Genomic DNA, 22,445 nt, shown 5'->3' on the forward strand with positions numbered 1-22,445 from the left:
AAAGGTCACGAAGTCATCTTAATAAATTCACATTACCATTAACTAAACCATTGGCATAATGCATATTTACTGGTACTGCAGGAGTTTTGTTGAAGTGCCTTACGAATTTTTTTCACTTTAGCTTTTTGTATATAAGCAATCGCGTCTTTTACATCATCAGCCTGTGTCGCTGAAATACCATTCACAAGCTCATCTATGGCTTGTTGTTTTGTCCAATTCTGCACAATAATACGATACATAGCAACGAAAAGCCCTGTTCGATTTTGTCCATGCTTACAATGAATTAATACAGACTTACCTTGACTCTTTGAGTTCTGAATCACTTTTAAAACATCTAACACATCGTCATCATCAATACGATCAGCATGGGAAGGATAGCTTAGCAGTTGGATACCCGAAGATTTTCCAAGCCACTTTTTATCATCCTCTTTAATAAAACTAATGATTGTGCCTATATTTTGTTGTTTAATCAGATCAACATCTGTGGAGTTTGGTAAAGCACTACGAAATAAAAGAGGACTCACTTGATAAAACTTAAAGCGGGTATCAATCGGTGTTGCCCAGTCCTTTTCTAACTCACTTGCAGAAGCTGAATGGGCAAGTGAAAATAATATAACTGATAACAGAAAAGGCATGTATTTTAGGGTTTTCATCGAGGGTTCAAACCTATAAAGAACTAATTCGTGCTTCATTATAGGAAAGCACCTGTAAAAAAAATGTTAAGTTAAGCGTTTATTGTTATCATGTTTGTATAATTTTATGACAAGGACTTTTACATGCACGTTAAAAAGCTATTGCTTTTATTATCTGTAATTAATATGTCAATCACTTATGGTTCTGAATTAAAATCAGATGAACATGTGTTATTCATTCCGAATATTGCCTATCAAACCCCTGATAATAAATTAGCTATTAGTATACAGGCGTGGGTTTATGAGAAAGAAAGGCGCCCAGGGATGACCTCTCTCTTAACCAAATATTTAGGCATTGATAAGGATACGTTAACTCCCGAGGAGTATGACCTATTGTATCAAAGAAGCCAATTATTTAGAGTCGATTCAGAACGAGGCAAAGTGTTAAGCATAAAGCTAAATAACACAACCTACACATTACCTAAAACAGATAAAGGTGGCGTTACTAATCAGGTAATTTATCTTAATACGATACCTAGCCAGCAAAGTAATCATAGTATTAGTTACTCTATTTCTGACCTAAACCTTCCCGAATCCACTAACACAGAGTTATCTTTTTTTAGCCCTGATATTGGATTGTCTGTTATTTCAGATATTGACGACACCATAAAAGATTCAAAGGTGTTAGATCAAAAACAACTCTTAATTAATACTTTTATCAAGCCATTTAAAGCCATCAATAGCATGCGCGATTGGTATCAACAAATGGCAAAAAAGGGGATTAGCTTCCATTACCTTTCTTCTAGCCCTATACAACTGTATCCCGCATTAAAAGACTTCATGGATAAGGCACAGTTTCCCACAGGCAGTGTTCATTTGAGAGAGGCAACAACTTGGCACTCCATTATCCCAACGGGAGATGACTCACGCAATCACAAGCTATCAACACTAGAAAAGCTACTCAACGCTTACCCTAAACGACAATTTATATTAATCGGTGACTCAGGGGAGGCTGACCCAGAAATCTATGCCCAAATGATGAAAAAATACCCTACGCAGGTTAAGTGTATAGCCATTCGTAACGTCACGAATGAAGATGAGCAAAGTCCGCGTTATAAGCAATTATTTGCAGGGGTAGATAGTTATAAGTGGCAGATCTTTACCGACCCCACAACAATTATTAATACCTGTGCTCCTAGAGAATAAAAAAGGACGTTAACGTCCTTTCTTATTATTGTTTTTTCTCTTGCTCGGTAAACATATCTGCAAATAACATACTGGATAGATAACGCTCTGCAGAATCAGGCAAAATAACAACAATCGTCTTGTTCTGGTTTTCAGGTTGCTCTGCAAGTTTTAATGCCGCCGCAACGGCTGCACCTGAAGAAATCCCACACAAGATACCCTCTTCTTTCATCAGCTGTAGCGCTGTTTGTTTTGCTTCATCATCAGTCACAGTCACCACTTGATCCACTAATGATAAATCTAAATTTTTAGGGATAAAACCAGCACCAATACCTTGAATTTTATGTGGTGCAGGTTTAATTTCTTCTCCCGCTAAGGCTTGCGTTATAACAGGAGAATTAGTAGGTTCAACTGCTACCGAAATAATAGGTTTTTTCTGCGTATTTTTAATGTAACGAGAAACACCTGTCAACGTTCCACCTGTTCCCACGCCTGCAACAAAAATATCAATATCACCGTTAGTATCTTGCCAAATCTCAGGCCCCGTTGTCTTTTCATGAATAGCTGGGTTAGCAGGATTATCAAACTGTTGAGGCATAAAATACTTGCTTGGGTCACTATTAACAATTTCATTGGCTTTATCAATCGCCCCTTTCATCCCCTTTTCAGGTTCTGTTAGCACTAACTCAGCACCTAATGCTTTTAATACCTGACGTCGCTCCAAACTCATTGAGGATGGCATAGTTAAGATCAACTTATACCCTCTAGCAGCAGCTGTAGAGGCTAAAGCAATCCCTGTATTACCCGAAGTAGGCTCAACAATGGTCATGCCTTCTTTTAATTTACCTGATGTTTCAGCATCCCAAATAAGGTTAGCACCCACACGACATTTAACGGAGTAGCTTGGATTACGCCCCTCTATTTTCACAAGAATAGTGACACCACGAACTGTTAGCTTATTCAACTGTACTAATGGTGTTTTACCAATGGACTGGGCATTATCTACAAAAATCGTCATCTGTTCATTCCTCTTATTTGAAAATCTTTCTTCTTCTATTATTTCTGATAATCCATTGCATTTAATCAATTGATTATATACCTAAAAAGAATAAAAACCATTATTCATTATTCTATAGGTGTATCAATAAAATTAGGCAAACTTTCTAAGCTCTGGGTAAACTGTACTAAATTAGGAAAATCTTGTTTATCCAATACATTAGGTAAAGCATACTGATTAAAACTCCAAGCAACGGCTGTTGAAATGGCTGCTTGACTGATTGCCTCCCCCATAAGCCAATCGGAGTTATTGGCTACCTCAGAGTCAAGCGCATTAAATGCCCCTTTAATTTGCTGAGTTAAACGTTCAATCCACTCACCGTACTGCTTATCTTCAGGTCGCCTTTGTGTTTCATAAGCTAATTGAACGGTTTTATCTGCCCCCATCATCGCAAGCCCTATTACTTTTAAATGAGAAGCTAAATCGTTGGCCGTCATGGGTAATAACTTTTGAATAACAGGTACTTGTGACTCGAAATATTCAAGTATCAAGCCTGAATCCATCAATATATCACCATTGTCTAATACGAGTGTGGGTAATTTTGCAACGGGGTTAATGGCCGATAAAATAGGATAACCCTCACCAAAAGCTGACAAAGGATAGTGCTCAAAAGGGATACCATAATACTTTAATGAAATGGCCACACGTCTGACAAAAGGGGATCTTAATAAGCCGATAAGTTGCATGGTATACTCCGAGCTGCTAGTGTATTTTTGTTTACCTTACGCTAATAACCCATGAAAATAAACACAATATGTTTTAATAAACATTACACTACAACTCGGTTAAAGCAACCGCCTCTTCCATATTAACTGCCACAAGGCGTGAACATCCTGGTTCGTGCATGGTAACCCCCATGAGTTGATCGGCTTGTTCCATTGCTATTTTATTATGGGTAATATAAATAAACTGAACTTTCTCCGACATTTCTTTCACTAAATTGGCATAACGCCCAACGTTAGCATCGTCAAGAGGAGCATCCACCTCATCTAGCATACAAAAAGGAGCAGGATTAAGCTGGAAGATAGCAAAAACCAAAGCGAGTGCAGTTAAGGCCTTTTCTCCACCCGACAATAAATGAATAGTACTGTTCTTTTTACCCGGTGGCCTTGCCATAATAGCCACCCCTGTATTTAGAAGATCATCGCCTGTTAGCTCAAGCGAAGCCATTCCCCCTCCAAAAACTTTGGGGAACAACTGCTGTAAACTACCGTTAATCTGATCAAATGTCTCTCTAAAACGCTGACGTGTTTCTTTATCAATTTTCTGAATAACATTTTCAAGCGTTGCTAATGCTTCCACTAAATCATTATTTTGTTCATCTAAATAGTTTTTACGTTCAGACTGCTGTTGATACTCTTCAATCGCCGCTAAGTTAATTGCACCTAGCCGCTGTATACGTTCAGCTATTTGGTCTAATCGTTGGGACCATTCGCTTTCTATCGCTTCATCAGATAGATTCTGTAACAGTGTATGCAAGTCGTAATTGTCTTCTTGTAGTTGCTCTTGAAAAGACTTTTTGCGAACATTTAACCCTTGCCAGTCTAAGCGTTGTTGCTCAAGCTGTGCCCGTAATGCTTGAGCTTGCTGTTCAGCCTTAGTACGTCTTTGTTCATTTTGACGTAACGACTCATCAGCATCCTCTAGAGCCAATCGCGCATGCTTCAATGTATCTTCTATCTGCAAGCGATTTTCTAACTGTTCCTCTAAAGAAAAACGTAACTCATCTATAGGGGCTGTGCCTTCAGCTAATTGCATTTGCAAAAGCTCTTTACGCTCGCGTAAGCGCTCAACTTGTTGCTTTAAACGTTGTAAAGATTGTTCTGTTGCCTGACGCTTAGTGACTAGCCCATTCAACTTAATCGATAATTGATGAAGTTGCTCTTTCTGACTACGTTCCTCTCGACGCCAATGTTCAAGTTGATTCTGCAACTGATTACGCTGCGCTTGCAGTTGACCATCTTGCTCTGCATACTCAGCCATTTGATCAAGCGCTTCTTGCAAAAGTGATCTCGCTTGTTTTAGCTCATCGAACTGTGTTTGCTGTTGTATCGTGAGTTCGCTAATTTCTTTATCTAAATATTGGCGGCGTTGTGTTATCTGCTCGAGTTTTGCTTGATGTGCTACTAGCTTTGCTTTGAGCTCTCCACGTTGTTGGGTCATTTGCTGTAGCTTTTTGTTTTGATCTGCCAATGTTTGCTCTTTTAAAGTGAGTTGTTGGCCTAACACCTCAATTTCTTGATGAGACTGCTCGATAAGCTCTTCATTCTCATCTTGTTGCTGAAGTAGTTTTTGCAGCTCTTCAGCTCTGGCTAATACGCCCGTTGTTGATTGCTCGCCTCGCTTAATACGAATAAAATCTATTCCCATCCAATAGCCATCTTGGGTGATGATACTTTGGCCTACAGCCAACTGAGCGCGTAAAGTGAATGCTTCCTCTAAATTTTCAGCAGGAATAATAAGCGCTAACCATGAGGGGGCAATATCTTTTGTTATTACCTTATCAAGTAAAGACGGTGTTGAAACAGTCAATGCATTGTTAGTGGGCTGAAAAACTCGCAACTCACCTTTATCAAATGATTGCAAGGCTTCATGCGTTAAATGATCACTAATAATTGCTTGTAAATCTGCACCTAATACCGTTTCTACCGCAAGTTGCCAACCATCCTCTACCTTTAGCTTATCGGCTAAATAAATACAATGTTCAAACCTCTGCTTAGATAGCCATTGGCTAACCTCATTGTCAGGATTAAGGGCAGCTTGTTGTAACGCTTCGAGTGAGGAAATACGCCCAGAAAGTTTTTGATTATCCGTTTGTTGCTTTTGATACTGAGAATCTAACTGGCTACGCTTATCCCGTAACTGATTAATATCTTGCTGTAACTGCTCTTTATCCTCTTCGGTTTGAGCAATAAGCAGTTCAGACTCACTCAATTGTTCATCTAATAAAAGAATTTCAGCCGACTGTGGATCAGCATTAAGTTGTGCTAGCTCATTAGTTAATCGCTGTACACGTTCACTTAACCGCTCAAGACTCTGCTCAAAATGCTGAGTTCTTGACTGTTGAACTTCAGCTTGACGCTTTGCATCATTACTATTTTGGTTAAATACTTGCCACGCTTCTTGCGAACTAATGGTAGTGGCTTCAAGTTCCTCTAATTGAATAACTGCTTCTTCGACTTTAGCCTCTAATAGCTCCTTTTCTGGCTCAAGCAGTACAATTTCCTCTGCCATACTCGCGTATAGCTCGTCATCAGCCGCGATAGTTGTTACAGCTTCTTGATAATTTTTCTCTGCATCAAGGCTGTCTTCTTGTAACTGTTTTACTCTTTGCTGATTGTGCTGAATCGTTTGTTCTATACGTGCTATCTCAGCACCTACCGCATAAAACCTACCTTGTATTTGATTAAAATTTTCTGATAAATCATGGTGTTTATCACGGTATTGCTCAATATGCGTATCTGCATTTTGTTGCTCAGTTATCAACGCTTCAAGCGCTAGTTCTTGCTCACGAATAACGCGCTGATGATTTTCTGTTTTACTGTGTAAATCTCGCCAACGTATAGCAGTGAGCTCTGCTTTTAGCTGCCTTTCTTCTATTTTATATTGCTGATACTTTTCCGCTGACTTTGCTTGTGAATGTAAACGTTCTAACTGTCTTCCTAGCTCTTCTCTTAAATCCGATAGTCGGGCTAAATTTTCTTGGGTACGACCAATACGATTTTCTGTTTCTCTGCGGCGCTCTTTGTACTTGGAAATACCAGCGGCTTCTTCAATATAACTGCGTAAATCCTCAGGTCTGGCCTCAATCAACCGAGAGATCATGCCTTGCTCAATAATAGAATAACTACGAGGACCTAACCCTGTACCCAAAAAGATATCTGTAATATCGCGCCGACGGCATTTTGTACCATTTAAAAAGTATTGATTTTGTCCATCGCGCGTAACCCGCCGACGGATAGAAATTTCCGCATAACTGGCATACTCGCCGACAATAGTTCCATCGGAATTATCGAAAATAAGCTCGATGGACGCTTGGGTGACAGGTTTACGGCTATTAGACCCATTAAAGATAACATCAATCATGGATTCACCACGAAGGTTCTTAGCAGATCCTTCGCCCATTACCCAACGCACTGCATCAATAATATTTGATTTACCACACCCATTTGGCCCAACAACTGCCGTCATATTGGTTGGAAAATAGGCGGTTGTTGCATCTACAAAAGACTTAAAACCCGCTAATTTAATAGACTTTAAACGCATACAACCTAACTTCTCTTACTCGTCTGTAATTTCTATAATAGGCAAAATAGAGGCTTGAGCCTGTAATTGAGCTAACTGCTGTACTACCTGTAAAGCAATAGCTTGATAAAGCTTCGAAGCTTCAGACTCAGGATTAGCTAATACAATAGGAACACCCGAATCTGCCTGCTCTCTAATAGCAAGAGATAAAGGTAAAGAACCTAATAAGTGGACATGGTATTGCTTCGCAAGCTTTTCACCACCACCCTCACCAAATAAATGCTCCACATGACCACAAGCAGAACAAATATGAACGGCCATATTTTCAATAATACCAAGCACAGGAATATTCACTTTTTCAAATAAGCCGATGGCTTTCTTTGCGTCTATTAGGGCAAGGTCTTGAGGAGTTGTCACCACAACGGCCGCACTGATAGAGGCTTTTTGTGCAAGGGTTAATTGAATGTCGCCTGTTCCTGGCGGCATATCAATAATTAAATAATCTAATTCACCCCACGCTGTTTGGGTAAGTAACTGAAGCAGCGCTCCTGAAGCCATGGGGCCACGCCATGCCATAGGGGTTTGATCAGAGGCTAAAAAAGCCATCGACATAACAGATACACCATGCGCCTCAATGGGGATAAAGTATTGATCATCTTTAACACCCGGTTTAGTTCCCTCTGGTATCCCAAACAATATGCCAAGGCTCGGCCCATAAATATCAGCATCTAAAATACCAACCTTGGCACCTTGCTGGCTTAATGCCATGGCTAAATTAGCCGATGTAGTGGACTTACCTACGCCCCCTTTACCAGAAGCAACGGCGATAATATGAGAAATAGAATCTAATGGATTAAATGTTGATGCTGTCACTTTATAAACCTTAGGTTATTGTAAAGAGTCAATATGATGAGGTAACTGCCAATTAATAGGCGCTATATCACGTTGAGTCAAGAAAAAGTTTGCTTTACTAAAGTGCCCATTGCCTAAAAAACCACGATGTGCCGACAAAGGCGAAGGGTGCGCAGAGCATAAAACCAAATGTTTTGTTTGGTCAATAAAATGCGTTTTACTTTGCGCATGTGACCCCCAAAGCATAAACACAACACTTTGACAGTGTTGATTGACTTCTTGAATAATACGATCAGTAAAAAATTGCCACCCTTGCTTTGAGTGAGAGGCAGCCTGACCAGCCTCAACCGTTAATGATGTATTTAATAATAAAACCCCTTGTTCGGCCCACGGTTGTAAACAACCATGAGGAGGAGGATCAATATTGAGATCTCGTTTTAACTCTTTATAAATATTTACTAATGATGGAGGAACTTTCACATGGGATTGTACAGAAAAGCTTAAACCGTGGGCTTGGCTGGGGCCATGATAGGGGTCTTGCCCCAAAATAACAACTTTGACTCGATTTAGCGGTGTACTATTTAATGCATTAAAAATGAGTGATCCCTTGGGATAAATAATCTTTCCTGCACGCTTCTCACTGCGTAAGAAATCCCCAAGCGCCTTCATATAAGGCTTATCAAACTCTTCGTGCAAAACTTGCTTCCAAGAGGACTCTAATACTACATCCTTAGTCATTGTTTTGGTCTCGATTAGCGTTATTATTTTTCCTATTATTATAGTATCTGCGTTTTTTTGGTGTATTTCGTGGAGGAGTGTTATTGGAAGACTCATCCTCTGTTTTATATTGTAGCCTACGCTCTGTTAAGGTTGCCCAAATAGTAATGAACATTGCAGCAAACAAGGGGCCTAAAACAAAACCATTGATACCAAATACTGAAATACCACCTAATGTAGAAAGTAAAATTAACCAGTCTGGGAGTTTAGTATCTTTACCTACAAGGATTGGACGAAGGACATTGTCAATCATACCAATAACAAGTGCCCCAAATAAAATAAGGGTAATGCCCTGCCAATACATACCCGTCACCAAGAAATAAATAGCAACAGGCCCCCAAACAAGGCTAGCGCCCACCGCAGGTAATAATGACAATACCGCCATTATAGTGCCCCATAAAATAGCACCTTGAATGCCATAAAACCAAAGTGCAACTCCACCTAAGGCACCTTGAATACAGGCAACAATAATATTACCCTTTACAGTCGCTCGAATAACTGTTGAGAATCTTACAAACAAATCAGACTTGTGATCATCGGTTAAAGGGATAGCTTGCTTTATGCTATCCCCCATCCATGAACCATCGCGTAATAAAAAGAATAGTAAATAAAGCATTACACACAAGCTAACAGCAAACTGCAATGTGACTTGGCCTATGCTGTAAACTTGATTACCTGCAAAACTAAGTGTTTTCATGCCTAACTCAGACAATCTGGTCTTAATACTAACTAGATCAAAGTTCCAACCAAGACGCTCTAATACATTAAGCATGGGCTTAGGTAAGCCATCAACAACATGCTGTAAATACTGGCCCATGTCGAACTTACCCTCTTTAATACGTGCAAGCAACATAGTACTTTCTTGAAATAAAGAGTTAATAACAAAAATAACGGGGATAATGACAATTAATATACACGTACATACCGTAATGAACGCTGCAATATTAGATCTACCATTTAAGCGTTTCTCTAAAAACCTTTGCATCGGCGTAAATAAAACAGCCAAAATAACAGCCCAGAGAATAGCACTAAAAAAAGGCAACATAATGCTTAAAAAAGCACAGCTAAAAAAGATCAAAATGATAAAAAAGGTAGATATTTCAAGCTTGCTATTGCTAGATCTCATAATTTCCTTAACCGTGTATTTTACTCGATAAATTTAAGGCGTTAATATTATTAGTTTTATCATGATAAAGCTATCTAATTTAACCCTCATTGCCATCACTTTGCTCGATAATTATATAAATGATAACCTTTCTTTGGAAGAATAGACACAGTTTGAAATAAAGCAATACTTGAACTTATGTATAATAAATCATATAAAACAGAATCATAAAGAAAATAATAAGCAAAGTTCTCAATATTTAGGAGTTTTTAATTAGATGCGTATTTTTTTATATTTACTGACTAACTTAGCGGTTGTGTTTATAGCCAGTATTGTATTAAGTCTGTTAGGCTTTTCAGGCTATATTGGGAAGAACGGTTTAGACTTACAAGCACTGCTTATATTTTGTGCCATTTTTGGTTTTGCTGGATCATTTATTTCATTATTTCTGTCTAAATTCATGGCAAAACGATCAATGGCGGTACAGGTTATCGATCAACCTCGTACACGTCATGAGCAATGGTTAATTCAAACAGTACAAGAGCTTTCACAAAAAGCAGGTATTAAAATGCCTGAAGTAGGTATTTTCCCAGCTTATGAAGCTAATGCTTTTGCAACAGGGTGGAACAAAAATGATGCACTTGTCGCCGTTAGCCAAGGGATGTTAGAACGATTCTCAGCTGATGAAATAAAAGCTGTTTTAGGGCATGAAATTGGCCACGTAGCAAATGGTGACATGGTAACGCTTACTTTAATACAAGGTGTTGTGAATACCTTTGTAATGTTCTTTGCTCGAATCATCGGTTATGCTGTTGACCGTGTCTTACTTAAGAATGATGAGGGTCGAGGTATAGGCTTTTATGTTGCAACAATTGTTGCCGAGCTAGTCCTTGGTATATTAGCAACGATTATCGTGATGTGGTTCTCAAGAAAACGTGAGTTTAGAGCCGATTATGCAGGCGCCTCCCTAGTTAGCTCAGCGGCGATGATTTCTGCTCTAGAGCATTTACAAGCTGAAGCGAACATTCCTGCTGAAATGCCAGATAGCTTACAAGCGTTTGGGATTAATGGTTCATTAAAAAATGGGTTTCAAGAGCTATTTATGAGTCACCCCCGTTTAGAAGATAGAATTGCAGCGCTAAGACAACAAGCTATTTAGACTCATAGTTTGCTAATTTATAAGAAAGATTAATCTATCTATTAAGAACACTAAAGCCATCATGCTATCATCGAAAAGGAAGAGTATCTTCCTTTTCGATCGAGTAAATTATCAATACTTGCTTATTTTGATTTAATAATTACTCACCTGTTACGATAGTACAGGTAGACCCGAAGAAAGGATAAACACCTGTTGAAGAATAATCAACAGTCGCAACCTTAGTGATTGATGCTTTACGCTTAGCTTCTACAATAGAAGCATCTCCTGCCGCGACAATACCTAGCACGTTAGTAGCACAAGCTCTCCCTTTTTAGAGCTTGCAACATTATCTGTAGCAGTAATAGGCCCTTTTACGTTAGTGATTAAACCATAACCTACTGGCGAAGTATTACCAGCACAACCTGCCAATAAAACAGAACAAACGGCTAGTCTTAATATTTTTTCATTAGCTAAACTCTTGATTGCAATTTGACAAAAGATAAAACAGTTAATTAAATATACTATCGTTTCATTATATATTAAGTTAAATAAATTAGTGAGATAAAATCTCTAACCACCTAATAAATATCGATAATATTTCAATCAATCTTTTGAAACAGTTATCTGATGTAACCTACCACTTTCTTAAAGGCCATGTGCCAACACTGTATCTTTTTGGTTTTTTATTATACAACCTGTTAAAATAAGGCAATTGATAATAAAACACAAAGTAAAAACGGGTATTTATGAGCGTAATTATTAAAACACCAGAAGAAATCGAAAAAATGCGTATTGCAGGTCGTTTAGCCGCTGATGTATTAGAAATGTTAGACGAGCATGTTAAAGTTGGCGTTACAACGGATGAGCTCAATACCATTTGCCATGATTATATCGTTAATGTTCAAAAAACCATTCCTGCTCCTCTGAACTATCATGGCTACCCAAAATCTATTTGTACCTCTGTCAACCACGTTGTTTGTCATGGTATTCCTAACGATAAACCATTAAAAAATGGTGATATTGTTAATATTGATATTACCATTATTAAAGATGGTTATCATGGCGATACCAGTAAAATGTACTTGCTCGGTGATACACCTGAGTGGGCTAATCGCTTATGTAAAATAACACAAGAGTGTATGTACCTTGGTATTGAAAAAGTTAAACCCGGTGCTCACCTGGGCGATATTGGCGCCGTTATTCAGAAACATGCTGAGAAAAATGGTTTTTCTGTGGTGCGTGATTATTGTGGACATGGGATAGGGCTTGGCTTTCATGAAGCACCTCAAGTACTGCACTATGGTAAAGAAGGAACAGGGCTTGAACTAAAAGAAGGAATGGTTTTTACTATCGAACCGATGATTAATCAAGGTCGATATGAAACCAGAACACTGGGCGATGGTTGGACAGCTATTACCAAAGATCGTCAATTATCAGCACAATATGAGCATATGATTTTAGTTACACCAACAGGCTATGAAGTATTAACATTACGAAAAGAAGAAAGCTTTCCCCGTTCTAATTAAAATTTGAATAGGATCATCAATGAGTACTGCTGAGCTATTTAATCTGAGTCAGTTTCAAGCAGAGCTTGCATTAAAGTCAAGCCCTGTGACTGCTTTTAAAAAAGCCATAAAATATGCTTGTACAGTACTAGACAAACGTTTTTGTGATGGGTATGACATTCGAAAACTGATCACTGAACGTGCATGGTTTATGGATCAAATTCTAACCCAAGCATGGAAGCAATTTGATTGGGCAGGTTCACAACATATTACACTTCTAGCTGTTGGTGGATATGGCCGAGGGGAGTTACACCCACACTCAGACATTGATGTACTAATACTCGTTGAAAATGGCCATAAAAATGAATATGTTCAAGCCATCGAGCAATTTTTAATGTTGCTGTGGGATATTGGCTTAGAGATTGGCCACAGCGTTCGCACATTAGATGAGTGTGCTGAGCATGCACGAGAAGACCTCACCATTATCACAAATATTATAGAGTGCCGAACCCTTATTGGTAACGATGCCCTACGCAAGCAAATGCTGTTAGCGACAAGCACTGATAAAATGTGGCCTAGCTCTGAGTTTCTCATTCAAAAATACCTTGAGCAAAAAGAGCGGCATGAAAAATACAATGACACTGAATACAATCTCGAACCGAATGTAAAAAGTTCTCCCGGTGGTCTAAGGGATATCCAAACTATTTTGTGGATAGGTCGACGTGAATATGGCACGTTAAAATTGCATGCCATGATAAACAAAGGATTTATCACAGAGAATGAATACCGAGTTATGAATGCATCACTACTTTTTTTGTGGAAAGTACGCTATGCATTACATATGCTCGCCAATCGATCGGAAGACCGTCTTCTACTTGATTATCAAGCCAAAGTAGCTAAATTACTAGGCTATAACAATGAAGACCCTAAGCATGCCATTGAACAGCTGATGAAAAAATATTACCGAATGGTAATGAATGTTTCGAGTATTAATGAAATTATCTATCAACATTTTAAAGAAGTCATTTTAGAAAAAAATAAAACGCCTTGCATCATCCCCATCAACAAACACTTTCAAATTTGTAATGATTTTATTGAGATCACATCACCCCATGTTTTTCGTGATACCCCATCAACGATATTAGAAATTTTTGTTGTACTTGCCAAGAACCCTGCAATTTGGGGAATACGTGCTAATACTATTCGGTTACTTTGTGAAGCAAGACAGTTTATCAATGACGCTTTTAGACATGATCCTAAAAACTCCCAACTTTTTTTAGAACTACTACGCTGTGAAACAGACATACACCGCAATTTAAGACGTATGAATCGTTACGGTATTTTAGGTCGTTATATTCCTGCCTTTGGCCATATTGTGGGGCAAATGCAATATGATTTATTTCATATATATACGGTTGATGCCCATACATTAAAAGTCATTAAGCATTTACGAAAATTCTCACGTTTAGAAATGATGGAGAAATTCCCACTACCTACTAAAGTTTTTTTAAAATTGCCTAAAACCGAGTTAATTTACTTAGCAGGATTATTCCATGACATTGGCAAAGGACGTGGTGGTGATCACTCTGAAATAGGTGCTGAAGAATTTATATACTTCGGAAAACTCCACCATCTATCTTCCGATGATATTGCTTTAGTTTCATGGCTTGTGGCAAACCACCTACTCATGTCGACAACAGCGCAACGTAAAGATTTGACCGACCCAAAAGTCATTAATGAGTTTGCTTTACAGGTTGGAAATGAAAATAAACTAAACTATCTCTACGTACTGACCGTGGCAGATATTAATGCAACCAATCCAACGCTTTGGAATTCTTGGCGAGCAACGTTACTGCAGCAGCTTTATACAGAAACCAAACGAGCACTGCGTCGCGGCCTAGCCAACCCATTAGGTCGACAAGAGCAAATACTGCAAACACAACGTGCTGCACTCGATATCCTAACGCGCACAGGGATAGATGAAGACGAAGTAGAAACATTATGGACACAAATGGGGGAAGATTATTTCTTACGTCATACCTCTAGTGATATTGCATGGCATACGGAAGCCATTTTACATCACACCAATACCCAAGACCCCTTGGTACTATTTAAAGAAACATCGCAACATGGAATAGGCAGCGCATCTCAAATATTTATTTATGCCCCTAAACAGCACGACTTTTTTGCAGTAACTGTTTCTATTATGGGACAACTTAATCTTAGTATTCAAGATGCACGCATTTTACCCTCCACATCTAAATTCTCATTAGACAGTTATATTGTTTTAAATGAAGATGGTTCATCAATAGGCCAAAATCAACAAAGAATTAATGATATTCGGGAAGGGTTAATCAACGGCCTTAAAAACCCAGAAGACTACCAAACCATCATTCAGCGACGTATTCCTCGTCAATTGAAACACTTTACATTTAAACCCAAAGTGGCTGTTTATAAAGACATTCAAAATGATATGAGTATTGTGCAAATAGAGGCACCTGATCGTCCAGGGCTTTTAGCACGCATTGCCAAAATATTTTTATCTTATGACTTAACGATTCAAGGTGCTAAAATTACTACTTTAGGTGAGCGTGTTGAAGATAATTTCTTGGTTATTGATAAAACAGGGCATGCTATCTGTGATGCTACAAAAATATCAGCGCTAAAACAGGCGATTATCAGCCAGTTGTCAGAAGTTTCTCAAACAGAAACGATAACAAAAGATTTTACAATGAATATATAACCCTTAAAGATTACTTAACTATGAACCCATTATTAGAAAAATTACAGCCCTACCCCTTTGAAAAACTCAAAGCTTTATTGAGTGACGTGAAGCCTCCTGCTACCAAAACAGCAATATCCTTATCTATAGGTGAGCCAAAACATGAGGCGCCTAGCATTGTTAAGCAAGCGCTGATTGACCATATCGATAAACTGTCTGTTTATCCTACAACGATTGGTTCACTCGAGTTACGTCAAGCGATGGCGAGTTGGGTTGAAAAACGCTTTTCAGTCCCTCAAGGCTGGGTAACGCCTGAAAACCACATATTACCGGTTAATGGTACGCGCGAAGCTTTATTTTCTTTTACACAAGCAGTTGTTGATAATAGCAAAGAAGCTCTTGTCATCAGCCCTAATCCTTTTTATCAAATTTATGAAGGGGCAGCATTACTCTCAGGCGCAAAACCTTACTACTTAGCCTGCACACAAGAAAATAACTTTATCCCAGACTTTGATAAGGTTCCTGCTGATATTTGGCAAAAATGCCAAATTTTATTCTTATGCTCGCCTAGCAACCCAACAGGGTCTATTACCCCAATAGAGACATTAAAAAAACTGATCAAGCTGGCTGATACCTATAACTTCGCCATTGCAAGTGATGAATGCTACAGTGAACTGTATTTTGATGAATCAAACCCTCCTGCAGGTCTATTAACGGCTTGTGCTGAAATGGGTCGCCATGATTTTGATAAGTGTGTAGTCTTTCATAGTTTATCAAAACGCTCTAATTTACCAGGACTACGCTCTGGCTTTGTGGCAGGTGATGCCAAAATATTAAAGAAATTTTTACTATACCGTACTTACCACGGTTGTGCTATGCCAGAACAAACACAGTATGCTAGTATAGCCGCTTGGCATGATGAGCAGCATGTCGTTGCAAATCGAGTGCTGTATCGTGAAAAGTATGATGCTGTATTAAGTATTTTATCTCCAGTAATGGATATTAAGAAACCTGATGGTGGCTTCTATTTATGGCCTAAAACACCGATTGCAGATACTGAGTTTACTAAACAATTACTAATAAAGCAGAATGTTCTTGTTGTACCAGGTTCTTACCTATCAAGAGAGATTGATGGTTTAAACCCAGGAGAAAACAGGGTTAGAATGGCATTGGTTGCCCCCGTTAAAGAATGTATAGAAGCGGCTAATCGTATAAAAGAATTTCTTACAGAATATTATTAAGAATAATGTTTTAAAGAATGGTATATTTACCGCACTATTGTCGTATTTTATACCCATAAAATATTATTGATTAAATGGAACAATATTAAACCCCATGAAAAACATCTTCACTAAAAAAACGTTATCATCCGTTTGTGCTTTTGGCTTCACCAGCGCATTATTACTATCATTAGGACTAAGCACTGCAAATACATTTGCTGACACACTCCCTTCAACAGTTACCCCAAAGAATACAGAAAGTATTACTGATAAAAAAGTAACTAACGAAGTTAATTCGAAGACGTTAGCCCCAGATGAAGATCAAATTATTACAAGTCTTAATATTTTTGAAATACTACGTCGCCATCATTACTTGAAGTTACCGATTGATGCCAAACAATCTGAAATCGTATTTGATAGTTATTTTAAAAGCCTTGATCCCCAACGTAGCTTCTTTTTACAATCCGATATCGATGAGTTTGCACCATTACGTACAGAGTTTTTCCGCTTGCTTCGATATGGTCAATTAAAACAAGGCTATACGATTTATCAACGCTATTTAGATCGTATGCAAGAACGCACTAATTTTTTAATCGCAAAAGTTAATAATGGCATCGATAAAGTTGACATCAATAGTGATGAAACTATTTTAATCGACCGAGAAAAAGCGCCTTGGCCACAAAGTGCTGCTGAGCAAAAAGACTTATGGAATAAACAATTTATTGATGATGTGTTAAGACTTAAACTAGCCAATAAAACAGATGAAGAAATCAAATCACAATTGTCTAAGCGTTATAACAACCAGCTAAAACGCTTAAAACAAATATCCAGTGAAGATGTATTCCAAACTTATATTAATGCGTTTGCAAGTTCTTATGACCCGCATACAGAATATATGTCGCCTGAGACAGCAGAAAACTTTGATATTAACATGAGTTTATCCCTAGAAGGCATTGGTGCTGTTCTACAAAGTGATAACGATTATGTCAAAATTGTTCGTTTAGTACCTGCTGGGCCTGCTGCCAAATCAAAACAAATAGCACCTGCTGACCGAATCGTCTCAGTGAGTCAAGACAATGGCGAAATGGTTGATGTCATCGGCTTACGTCTAGATGAAGTTGTTAAAAAGATCCGTGGTCCTAAAGGTTCTAAAGTTGAGTTAGAAATAATCCCTGCTTCCAATGCGCCTGGTGACTTAACGACAAAGAAAGTAACATTAGTGCGTGATGCCATTAAACTTGAAGATCAAGCGGCTAAAAAATCTGTTTTAACCTTAGATCACCAAGGTAAGTCACATAAAGTGGGTATTATTGACCTTCCTACATTCTATCTTGATTTTAAAGGGATAAAGAATAATAAGAAAGATTATCGTAGCAGTGTTCGCGATATCAAAAAACTCATTGCTGAGTTACAGAAAGATAAAGTCGATGGTATTATTATTGATCTACGCAATAATGGTGGAGGCTCTTTACAAGAAGCCACTGATTTGATTGGCCTTTTCCTACCCATGGGGCCCGCCGTACAAGTAAGAGACAGTAATGGTCAAATCGCTGTTTTAGACGATGTTTCTGCTGCCAACAAAGAAGCTAACACCGTACAAAAACCAATCTATACAGGTCCCTTGATTATTCTTGTAAACAGGCTTTCAGCATCTGCCTCTGAAATTTTTGCGGGAGCTATGCAAGATTATAATCGCGCACTTATTGTAGGTGGGCAAACTTTTGGAAAAGGAACAGTACAATCAGTCCTTCCCCTTAAACATGGCGAGTTTAAACTAACCGTTGCCAAGTTTTATAGGGTGTCAGGCCAAAGTACACAAAATAAAGGGGTTGTTCCAGATATAGACTACCCTGCTATTATTGATACTGACCAAATAGGTGAAAATATTTTACCACAGGCCATGCCTTGGGATACGATCCCTGCGGCAATTAAGCCAAAAACCAACCCATTTGTATCAGTATTACCTAAACTACAACAAGCACATGATACACGAGTCTCTAACAGCCCTGACTTTGTTTATTACAAAGAGCGTGCCGCGCTTGTTAAGAAATTAAGTGAGGAAAAAACGCTCTCATTAAATCTTGAGAAACGTCAGCAACAGAAAGCACAATCAGAGAAAGACTTCTTAGCCTTAGAGAATACTCGACGTGCTGCAAAGGGTGATAAACCACTGGCTAAATTAGATGATCTTGAAAAAGAGATAAATGAGCAGCTAGAAAAAGACCAAGTGCCACAACCAGAAAAAGATGGTTACTTGGTTGAAACAGCTAATATCCTTCTTGATTATATAGATACTACAAAGAAGTAAGCCAACACAATGAGTAGCAAGTTTTTCTTGCTACTCATTTTATTATAAACACTAAATTAAACTAACAACACTTAAGTAAATCAGCACTAAATCTCATCACATAGATGAGCATCCCTATCAGAAAAAGCAAAATAACAAGATTCACTGCTATTTTTATGGCTCTTTTTTCTATAATCGCAATAACTATATTACATAAAATAAAAATAAATAGACCTACATAGATAATAGGAACTAAAAGTTTTAGATAAGATGGATTAACGGACATAAAACTTAAACACCATCCATCATCCAACCAAACAGTTTCAAATCAATATATCCACTCATTTGATTGAACACTACACCCTCCTCAATAAGATGCTGACATTGTATTTTATAAGCATCTCCCATCAAGACTATTTTCCCCTCACGATTAACAACTCGATGCCAAGGAAGTAGCGTATCATTAGGTAATCCTTTTAAGATAGCCCCCACTTGTCGTGCAGCACGAGGTGAACCTGCTAGTTTTGCTATATTTCCATAAGTTGTTACTTTTCCATAAGGAACACTATTGAGCACCTGTAATACGCGTTGTTTAAAATTATCTTCAAACAAAATGATGTCCTAGTTATATTGAACTGAACCTGCTTTAAAGAAATAGGCTAAAAGACACAAGGGAATATAGGCAATCATTAATCCTAATAATCCACTTAAATAATGCAATACAACCAATAATGCAATAGGTAATAACCAAAAAATATTGATGCATAATACTGCTAGCGTTACCGTTGTATGTTTACCAAAATAGTCCACCGCATGTTGATAAGCATGACTACGATGTGCTTCATAGACTTTTTGCTTTTGCAGTAAACGGTTAATCAGTGTCCATGTTGCATCGACAATAAACACACCCAAAACAATCAGCCAAGCAAAAAATAATGGTGTAGAGGCCCACGCCGCTTGAATGGATAATCCGCCAATCATAATGCCTAAAAAACCACTTCCTGCATCTCCCATAAAAATTCTCGCCACAGGGAAATTCCAAAAGACAAAACCGATGACTGTTGCCATTAAGATGAGAAGTATACAACTTGCAAACGCATAACCCGAGATACTATAAAAAATAGCACCACTAAAACAAACCGTGATTGCTTCAACGCTAGCAATGCCGTTAATACCGTCCATAAAATTATAGAGATTCAATAGCCAGACCAAGTAAAAAAAGGCTAACATGGTAGTTAATACAGCAGGAATACTGATTCCCATTATATTTAATGGAGGAAAACCATGCATCCAATAAAGTATCCATAACGCCGCAAAAAAATGTACTAATAGCCTCCACTTAGTAGCAACACACCATTTATCATCTAAAAATCCAACAATCCCGACGGCGATTCCTGCACCTAAAAAAGCAATTAAAAAGGCTAGAGAGATAAAGCCTGCCATAAACAAAAAAGGTAATAGTAATAAAAAAACAACAACGAAGGCTACCCCTCCACCTCTGGGGGTAGGAACAGTATGAGAACTGCGTTGATTAGGAATATCCAATAAATTTTTAGCCAACGCATAATGACGGATAAGGTATGTGAGTAGCCCTGTTCCAATCGTTGCGGTAACGAAATAGAGAAATACTAATCCTTGCATGATTGGCCTTGCGCTTGTAAAAAGGCTGTGACGGTTTTATGCAGACCTTCTTCTATAGAGATAGATGGACGCCAGCCTAATAAAATATTGGCTTTATCAATACTTACCTCTAAAGAGTCACACAATTGAATAGCCGTATTTTTTTTACCAAGTATGGTTGCTGCTATCTTTAATAAAATGACAGGGACAGGCAACAAGAAAATAGATTTGTGCATTTTTTTTGCAGTTAACTTCAATAGTTGTGTTGTTGATAGTGTCTCACTATCCGCCACTAAAAATAATTGATTAGCTGCATTAGGGTGTGTTAAAACAATCATCAGTAAATCAACCAGATTATCAACACTCACAAAGGATCGCTTATTGTTTACCCAACCTAATGGTAAAGGGATCCCTCGATAAACCCACTTCAACAAAGAAAGAAAATTAGCTTTTACCTGTTCACCGTACACCAAAGGGGGGCGAATAATAACCAGCTCCATATCAGTGTCTTTAGTAAGCTGCCATAAAGCCTCTTCTGCTTCTAATTTAGAGCGTGCATAGTCCGTTTGTGGATTAGGCATATCATCTTCTGTAAAAGGCTCTGTATTGTGGATACCATTTACACCAATGGAGCTAATAAAAACAAAACGCTTTACTCCCGCCGCTAAGGCTTGTTTAGCAAGCTTTAACGTGGCATCAACATTCACTGCACGAAAAGCTTGTAACGGATCTTGGGCGGTTTCTTTCAGAACATGGGCTCTGCCCGCAATATGCACAATACAATCAACACCAATCAGTACTTCACTCCAGTCTATCGTAGTCGTTAAGTCTTTTACTATAAACTGTTGTAGCGTTTTATACGTTTGGTTAAACTCACGGACAGTTATAATGGGAGTAAACTGATAGTCTTCAAGGATTTTTTTTAAGAATGCACTCCCTACAAAACCCGTTGCACCTGTGATTAAAACTTTCATTTAAGATCCAATAACGCCATTAAGCGATCGTTAATACGTTTCGCATCAAATTGCTGTTGTGCCATCTGATAACTATGGTTACCCATGTTAATAATTTCATGGGGATGCGTAATAAAATACTCCATTTTATCCACAACTTCTGAGGCTGAATACGGTGAGACTAAAAAACCGTTTATACCTTCTTTAACTGTTTCTCTACAACCTGGAGCATTGGTTGTGATAATAGCACGCCCTATAGCCATCGCCTCTTGAGTACTACGGGGGAAACCTTCTCGGTAATAAGAAGGTAAAACAAAAATACTGCTTTTTTTAATCCACTCTGCCACGTTATTAACAAAACCCGGCCAAATAATAATTTGATCACCAATAAGGCGCTTTAATTCAGCCTCACTCAGTCCGCCAGGGTTCTCTTGATCAATCGGACCTAACACAACAAACTCGACTTCAGGGTACTTCTGTTTAATTTGCTTGGCCGCTTGTATATACTGGTAAATACCCTTCTCTTTTAATAAACGCCCAATAAATAAAAATCTTACTGGTTGAATAGGTGCAGGCGTGTAAGGATAATCATCAAGATTTAATCCGATTGCACCTAAGATAGCCACGTCGACATTGATACGATAATGATCAACAAGGTCTCTTTTATCATCATCATTTAACAAAATAAGCCGTGTCAATCGCGGAAAAGTGCATTGGTATAAAAAAACCTGTATGCGCTTTAAGAGCTTTGCCTTAAAAGCCGTGCCATCAGGTTGTGGGGTAAAAGTATAACCTAGCCCCTCTAGCATAGCATAACGGTGTTTAACGCCTGCAAATACAGCCGCTAACGTGCCAAAAATAACGGGTTTGGTAAAATAGCAGAAGGTTTGCTCAATCTTATACTGTTTTAATAATTTAATGAGCCTATAGGTATTAATTAGATCAATAAGCGGGTTTAAACCTGTTCGGTTAAAAGGATAATTAATGGCAACCGCACCTAACGCCTCGACTTGCTGTATCGTTTGCGGTTGATAATCCTGCGCATATGCATAAACACAATGCCCTTTAGCCACCAGTGCTTTAATTAAATCAACTCGAAACCCCAAGATAGAATGGGCGGTGGTTCCAATAATGGCAATGTTCATGT

16 protein-coding genes and 2 pseudogenes are annotated in these 22,445 nt (G+C 38.3%); 6 read left to right on the forward strand and 12 right to left on the reverse strand.

The genetic code is table 11. The annotated features are described in order from the left end of the window. Positions 1–38: 38 nt before the first annotated feature. Complete coding sequence (locus DM558_RS07940; RefSeq protein WP_127163296.1) at positions 39–692, reverse strand: dual specificity protein phosphatase family protein; 654 nt, start codon at positions 690–692, stop codon at positions 39–41. 84 nt (positions 693–776) lie between these two features. Between DM558_RS07940 and DM558_RS07945 the strand changes: the two genes are divergently transcribed. Next, a complete protein-coding gene (locus tag DM558_RS07945) occupies positions 777–1,838 on the forward strand; it encodes a phosphatidate phosphatase App1 family protein (RefSeq protein WP_127163298.1) in 1,062 nt (353 codons plus the stop codon). A gap of 25 nt (positions 1,839–1,863) precedes the next feature. Here the strand turns inward: DM558_RS07945 and cysK are convergent, their stop codons facing one another. From cysK to DM558_RS07975, 6 genes and pseudogenes are all read right to left on the reverse strand, one after another. Next, positions 1,864–2,835 (reverse strand): cysteine synthase A, encoded by a 972-nt coding sequence (gene cysK / locus DM558_RS07950; protein WP_109702219.1) that lies wholly within the window; start codon positions 2,833–2,835, stop codon positions 1,864–1,866. A 107-nt stretch (positions 2,836–2,942) separates the two neighbouring features. Further along, on the reverse strand, positions 2,943–3,560 hold the full coding sequence (locus DM558_RS07955) for a glutathione S-transferase family protein (protein WP_127163300.1): 618 nt from the start codon (positions 3,558–3,560) through the stop codon (positions 2,943–2,945). Positions 3,561–3,648: 88 nt separating this feature from the next. Then, positions 3,649–7,140: a chromosome segregation protein SMC gene (smc, locus tag DM558_RS07960; RefSeq protein ID WP_127163302.1), complete on the reverse strand. Its 3,492-nt coding sequence runs from the start codon at positions 7,138–7,140 to the stop codon at positions 3,649–3,651. Positions 7,141–7,268: 128 nt separating this feature from the next. After that, positions 7,269–7,947: pseudogene (locus DM558_RS07965) on the reverse strand (Mrp/NBP35 family ATP-binding protein); the annotation flags it as partial. Between the two features lie 60 nt (positions 7,948–8,007). Next, positions 8,008–8,709 (reverse strand): uracil-DNA glycosylase, encoded by a 702-nt coding sequence (gene ung, locus DM558_RS07970; protein ID WP_127163306.1) that lies wholly within the window; start codon positions 8,707–8,709, stop codon positions 8,008–8,010. Then, entirely contained in the window at positions 8,702–9,874 is a 1,173-nt protein-coding gene (locus tag DM558_RS07975) for an AI-2E family transporter (RefSeq protein WP_127163308.1), read from the reverse strand. The genes ung and DM558_RS07975 overlap by 8 nt, the downstream gene beginning before the upstream one ends. A gap of 256 nt (positions 9,875–10,130) precedes the next feature. Here DM558_RS07975 and htpX point away from each other — a divergent pair, with 256 nt between their 5' ends. Further along, positions 10,131–11,012 carry a protease HtpX gene (gene htpX / locus DM558_RS07980; RefSeq protein WP_109702213.1) on the forward strand — a complete coding sequence of 294 codons (882 nt, stop codon included), beginning with the start codon at positions 10,131–10,133 and terminating at the stop codon, positions 11,010–11,012. 139 nt (positions 11,013–11,151) lie between these two features. Here the strand turns inward: htpX and DM558_RS15820 are convergent. Continuing rightward, a pseudogene (locus DM558_RS15820) lies at positions 11,152–11,310 on the reverse strand (TRL domain-containing protein); the annotation flags it as partial. Between the two features lie 427 nt (positions 11,311–11,737). Between DM558_RS15820 and map the strand changes: the two are divergent. The 4 genes from map (at position 11,738) to DM558_RS08005 (ending at position 18,746) form a co-directional block, all read left to right on the forward strand. Beyond that, the gene (gene map, locus DM558_RS07990; RefSeq protein ID WP_109702211.1) at positions 11,738–12,517 is read left to right on the forward strand and encodes a type I methionyl aminopeptidase; all 780 of its coding nucleotides are present in this window, start codon (positions 11,738–11,740) and stop codon (positions 12,515–12,517) included. Positions 12,518–12,536: 19 nt separating this feature from the next. Then, on the forward strand, positions 12,537–15,239 hold the full coding sequence (locus DM558_RS07995) for a [protein-PII] uridylyltransferase (protein WP_127163310.1): 2,703 nt from the start codon (positions 12,537–12,539) through the stop codon (positions 15,237–15,239). 20 nt (positions 15,240–15,259) lie between these two features. Continuing rightward, positions 15,260–16,459 carry a succinyldiaminopimelate transaminase gene (gene dapC, locus DM558_RS08000; RefSeq protein WP_127163312.1) on the forward strand — a complete coding sequence of 400 codons (1,200 nt, stop codon included), beginning with the start codon at positions 15,260–15,262 and terminating at the stop codon, positions 16,457–16,459. A 94-nt stretch (positions 16,460–16,553) separates the two neighbouring features. Then, the gene (locus tag DM558_RS08005; RefSeq protein WP_127163314.1) at positions 16,554–18,746 is read left to right on the forward strand and encodes a carboxy terminal-processing peptidase; all 2,193 of its coding nucleotides are present in this window, start codon (positions 16,554–16,556) and stop codon (positions 18,744–18,746) included. A 270-nt stretch (positions 18,747–19,016) separates the two neighbouring features. On the opposite strand, the gene DM558_RS08010 is transcribed toward DM558_RS08005, so the two are convergent. Genes DM558_RS08010 through DM558_RS08025 form a run of 4 tightly spaced genes read right to left on the reverse strand, consistent with a single transcriptional unit; the run spans position 19,017 to position 22,443 of the window. After that, the gene (locus DM558_RS08010) at positions 19,017–19,337 is read right to left on the reverse strand and encodes an MGMT family protein (RefSeq protein WP_228411713.1); all 321 of its coding nucleotides are present in this window, start codon (positions 19,335–19,337) and stop codon (positions 19,017–19,019) included. Positions 19,338–19,346: 9 nt separating this feature from the next. Next, the gene (locus tag DM558_RS08015) at positions 19,347–20,366 is read right to left on the reverse strand and encodes an MraY family glycosyltransferase (protein WP_127163318.1); all 1,020 of its coding nucleotides are present in this window, start codon (positions 20,364–20,366) and stop codon (positions 19,347–19,349) included. Further along, on the reverse strand, positions 20,354–21,319 hold the full coding sequence (locus tag DM558_RS08020) for an NAD-dependent epimerase/dehydratase family protein (RefSeq protein WP_127163320.1): 966 nt from the start codon (positions 21,317–21,319) through the stop codon (positions 20,354–20,356). Before DM558_RS08020 ends, DM558_RS08015 begins: the two co-directional genes overlap by 13 nt. Next, a complete protein-coding gene (locus tag DM558_RS08025; RefSeq protein ID WP_127163322.1) occupies positions 21,316–22,443 on the reverse strand; it encodes a glycosyltransferase family 4 protein in 1,128 nt (375 codons plus the stop codon). The genes DM558_RS08020 and DM558_RS08025 overlap by 4 nt, the downstream gene beginning before the upstream one ends. Positions 22,444–22,445: the final 2 nt, after the last annotated feature.

Origin of the sequence: Entomomonas moraniae (assembly GCF_003991975.1) — a bacterium.
GTDB lineage: Bacteria > Pseudomonadota > Gammaproteobacteria > Pseudomonadales > Pseudomonadaceae > Entomomonas > Entomomonas moraniae.